Below are 4,921 nucleotides of genomic sequence, written 5' to 3'. Positions count from 1 at the left end.
ATTATTTAATATGGTGCGTGATTACACAATCATTCTGCCTATTCAGGACGGCAATGTCTGAGGGGTGACACCCCTCAGACATTCGCCAACAGTCTCTTGCAAGTCCCGCTTGATGGCTTCGGGATTTAATTCATCCTTGCCCGTATTTCGCAAATAATCCTCTAAAATGCTCTGAAAATCCTGGACTTGAGTTTGCACCCGCTTCGCCAAACGGCGCGGCGCTTTCACGATCGATCCTAGAGTTTCCTGCACTTGGTCGATAATTTGATTGACTTGTTCCTCGGTCAAATCTTCTCTCTGAGAAAGCAGCTTGACCAAAGTATCGCGATCGACCTGAGATAGCCTTCCGCGCAGCGCTAAAGCCCCTTCCTTGGGATTTTCCATCAATTTGGTCAAATCCCGCTTAATCCCTTCAGGATTGAGTTCTTCCTTGCCAGTCTTCCGCAGGTAATCTGCCAGGGCGGTAGTAGTTTGGTCGTACTGATCCTTGGCTTTTTCAGCCAACTTTTGCGGTGCTTCCAGCGCGCTGTGCCAAGTTTCTTCGGCACTGTCGAGAAGCTGGTTTACTTGGTCTTCGCTGAGGTCTTTGCGCTGAGATAGCAATTTTACCAAAGTTTCGCGATCGAACCGAGAAGCTCTAGCTTTTAGCGCCCACATTCCCGCTTCCGGGTTGTCCAGCAGCGTTTTGAAATCGCGTTTGAGTCCTTCGGGATTGAGTTCTTCTTTGCCCGTAGACTTCAAGTATTCTTGTACTTTTTGCCACTGATTGTCTAGTCGGACTTGCGCTGCTTCTTGCAGACCTTTAGCATCTGCTAAAACTACATCTCGCGTCCTTTCCAACTCTTTAACAATCTGGTCTACTTCCTGGAAGCCGAAGTTTTCGCGGCCTCTGAGAATTTGCACGAAACTATCGCTGGTGAAAGGAGAAAGCCGATCGCGCAACTGTTCGTAAGTAACATCAGAATCCTCTAAGATTTTCTTAAAATCGCTCCCGATACCTGCTGCTGTCAGTTCTGCTTTGGGCGTCAGCTTCAAATAAGTTTCCACGCGCCACTGCAAATCGCGAGCTTTTTCTTGCTCCTCGGCAAAGATCGCAGTTTGTAAAACTCGCTGTCTGATTCCTTCTAATTCCTGGGAAATTTCTTTAATTTTGTCTTGGGTAAAAACGCCTCGACTTGCCAGGATTTCCGCAAACTTGGACTGATTTAGTTTTTCCAATTCGTGGCGCACAGTTCCCGGATCTGCCGTTGGATCGTAGAGCACGTCACGAAATTCGCGCTCGATCGCGGTAGGGTTCATCTGCCACGAATAAGTGTTGAGCAAGTAGTTTTCTACGTCAGCACGAATTGGGCTGTAAGTTTCTGGTTCGCCTTTGACTTGAGCGGTAATTTTATCAGCTTGTTGGCTAACTTTGTCCTTAGCTGTTTTAAGCTGACCCATTACTTTTTCGACATCTAAGTCGGAAATATCCGTGCGACCCAAAACTACTCCCATTAAAGCATTGACTGCCATTGACGTTGCTTGGGACATCATTGTGGAGTTTTGTCCAGAATTTTGCCCGCCCAGATTGCCGAGAACTTTTTCTACCCTACTTGTCAGCGTATCTGAGAGCAAATCTCCCGATTTTGCTGATTTGAGATAATCTATCAATTGGGCGATGCCGTCTGATTTCTGGTCTTGTTTTCCTACTTGTTTCCAAGCATCTTGGAGTTGGTCTACAATCCGGTTGACATCGCGTTTTGACCAGGACGATCGCGAACTGACTAAATCTACGAGAGTTTGTCGATCGAGATTCGGCAAATTTTCGCCCGCAATGCTTTTGAGTTGCGGATCGTTGAGCAATTTTTCAAACTCGCTACGCATCGCTTTGATGTCTAATTCCGGCGGTTTGAGGGCTTGGATGTAGTCTTCGACGTTTTCCCGCAAGCTTGTAGGGTCGATCGCGCTACCGAGTTCGTGGCCCACCGCTGCTGCTGCTGCTTTCGCCGTGGCGACTACTTGATTGCTAGCTGCTTTGGCGCCGAGGGCTGCGGCTGCGGTGCCGAAAATAGCTTGAACGCCAGATGTTGCGGTGTTAACCACGGAACCGATCAGGGAACCGACGGTGGTGGAGCTCACCCAGACGAGGAGTGAGAAATAGGCCGCCCACACGACTAAACCGACGATCGCACCTAAACCAGGACTGCTAATCAAACTAAGCTTAACTGCTAGCAAGCAAGCGAAGAATAGGGCGACAGTGACGGTGATTAGAGTCCAAGTACCGACTTTGCGGCCGATGTGGCGGACGGGACTACTGCTATCAGATTTGTGTCCATCGTCGTGGGATTGTCCGATGTAGGAAAGGCCTGCGGCTACTGATAAATTTGTCAGCAAGAGTTGGAAAGCACAGGCTAGTACGACTCCAGATATTAAGGCGATAAAAAATTGTGGAGGCACTTGGGCCAGCCAGAACCCGATGTTATACAGTTGTGGATTTATTGGCAAATTTTGATACATAGTATATTCCTCGTTAAAGGGTGGGTGCGCGCGATCGGCTAATGTATAGTTTTAGTCTCGTACCCCTAAAGGCAAGCATCGCCTTATTGACGAGCTAAAACATCCCCCTACAGTCGGAAGTGTATAGATATGTCTGCGGCCTGCTGTTGATTGAGGGATAATTGTGCTATGTCAGTTTTGTTTGGTTTGTGAAGTAGATTTTTTTAACGCAACGAAACACTTGTAGGGATGGCTTTTATGAACAATCTTTGAGACAGATTCACAATATCTACAGGTGCGAAACCAAATCTCGCTACGCGGCTGACAATTGATTAGATGGATCTGGTGTTAAAAGTGCTTGTCGGGGATAGGAAGGTTTGTCAAGCTTTTTGGGAATTTCTGCACATGATTGAGTCGCAGGCGGTACTTTCTCATCCCGGGATTGCGTTAAAGGCAATTATAGAATTTTAGATTTTAGAAGTAGGGAGACGGCATTGCCGTGTCTGGCGGTGGCTTCGGCGAATGAAAAATAATTTGTATGCAATTTAAAAATGTAGCAATAGTTGGTTGAATTGGTATTAGTTCGCGATCGCACGGAGTGGTCAAAAACCGGGTTTGTTTTACGAAAATCTTTCGTTGTAGTCCGCAGATTCGCCAAAAAACCCGGTTTCTTTGGGCTGATGCGTCCAGGAGTGGGTATAAATTATGATAGCAATTGCCAAAGTTTTTTGCAGTCATAATTTTAGCACTTAAACATTGGGCTTTAAGGACTGAAGTCCTTACTACAAACCAAACAATCTAATTGTGCTTGCATTTGAGTTGTAACTAGATCGAAACAAGCATCGACATAATCGCGATCGCCCGCAGCTTCCTTACCGTACCTCTCAAATACGATCGGTTCGCACACGCGAGTCCGAATTTGCACGGGAAAAGGCAGATTTGGCAAAGGCCCAATACTCAACCCCCAAGGCAATCCCAAATACACCGGAAATACTACCGGATCGATGCCCAACAACCACGGCATCCCCAATTCATGCAATTGCTTAACTTCTTCGTACAAATCTGCCAAAACTATCAAAGTATCGTGGGCACCGTGGGATATAATTGGTACAATTGGCACTTCTTCTCGCAATGCTAACTTAATAAATCCCTTGCGTCCGGCAAAGTGGATTTTATTGCGTAAGTGATAGGGACGAAAAGTATCTTCGGCACCACCAGGATAGACTAGAACCGGGGCATTTTTTCGCAAAGCTGCGATCGCCATTTTTGGATGCGCTTTGATCGCGCCACACCGCACCGCCATGCCAGCAATATCAGCAGAAACTTCCCAAACCGTCGGGTGCATCAATCCGTAGGCCAAGCGTTCAGTGCCGTATCTGTGGAACCATTCGTATAGGAACATAAACATATCAGGAGCGGCGATTCCCCCGTTGTGAGAGCCGACAACGAGCATTTTTCCGCGTGCGGGGACGTGGTGCCAGCCGTCGCTTTGGACGCGAAAATAGTAGCGGTACAGCCATTCCCAGAGTGGCAGCATTAGTTTTATGAAGTCGGGATTGCGATCGTCCAAAGATAATCCGTCAAAGCGAGATGTTTGGCTGTTGTTTCTGGGGCTGGATGCAGAATATTTCATTTATTGGTGCTTAAGTGCGATCGGCGGGAAAAAAGTATTGTTTTAGTATTGCAAATTCTGGCGAATTGACATATACTTTATTTATAATGGGAATTGGCGCATTAAAAATAAAAAACTCACTATTTCCATTATTCTATATACATTCTCATAGTACAGCAAAAGACCGAGAAAAGTCAACACCATATTAGGCGATTTTTAACAGTTCAATCATAATTCTTGGACATACTGCCTCAAGACAGGTGGCAAAGTATAAAAACTTCCTGTTTTGTCAATGAAGCAACGCCGCGATAAAGATTGTAGGGCATTGAGCAAATCTGGCGATCGCATAGTGCCATATTCGAGTAATTTTGCCAGGTTAACTGGTTCGCTTTCCCTACAAAACAAGGAGAGGACTTGTTTTTCTATTTCCGATAAGCGACTAAACTGCTGCTGTAAAACATCTTTCAAATCTTCTGGCAACAATACGGTATCATTTAATAATAACTCTGTCGCGCCGATTCCCAACTCTTGAATCAGAGTCGCCGCGCTTTTTAACCATAACGGATTGCCTTGGTAGCGGTGAATGAGTGTTTCGCAGTTCTCGATTTCTGTTAATCCTTTATCTCGGAGTATTTCCCGCGCGGCCGCAGTGTCTAAGCCTGTGAGTTGTAAAATACGAATGGGAGTATTTTCGCTGGTGAGTTGAGGAACTTCTTTGGGTGGTTCCCAACCGACTAGCAGGAAGCAACTTTGATGGGATAATTTTTCTATTTGTTTAAATAAAGAGCGATATTCTTCGTATCCTGGTTTATATTTTCCTGCTAATTCGCCGCT

At 46.0% G+C, this 4,921-nt stretch carries 2 protein-coding genes and 1 pseudogene; all 3 read right to left on the bottom strand.

What is annotated here, in order from left to right:
• Window positions 1–42: 42 nt before the first annotated feature.
• Window positions 43–2,496 (bottom strand): MFS transporter, encoded by a 2,454-nt coding sequence (locus JGK20_RS33945; protein WP_293233787.1) that lies wholly within the window; start codon window positions 2,494–2,496, stop codon window positions 43–45.
• A 742-nt stretch (window positions 2,497–3,238) separates the two neighbouring features.
• Complete coding sequence (locus JGK20_RS33940) at window positions 3,239–4,108, bottom strand: glycerol acyltransferase (RefSeq protein WP_293233785.1); 870 nt, start codon at window positions 4,106–4,108, stop codon at window positions 3,239–3,241.
• Between the two features lie 207 nt (window positions 4,109–4,315).
• A pseudogene (locus JGK20_RS33935) lies at window positions 4,316–4,921 on the bottom strand (ATPase); the annotation flags it as partial.

This window comes from Microcoleus sp. PH2017_05_CCC_O_A, assembly GCF_020738785.1.
In the GTDB taxonomy this organism is placed as follows: domain Bacteria; phylum Cyanobacteriota; class Cyanobacteriia; order Cyanobacteriales; family Microcoleaceae; genus Microcoleus.
This window is presented reverse-complemented; position numbering and strand designations above follow the sequence as displayed.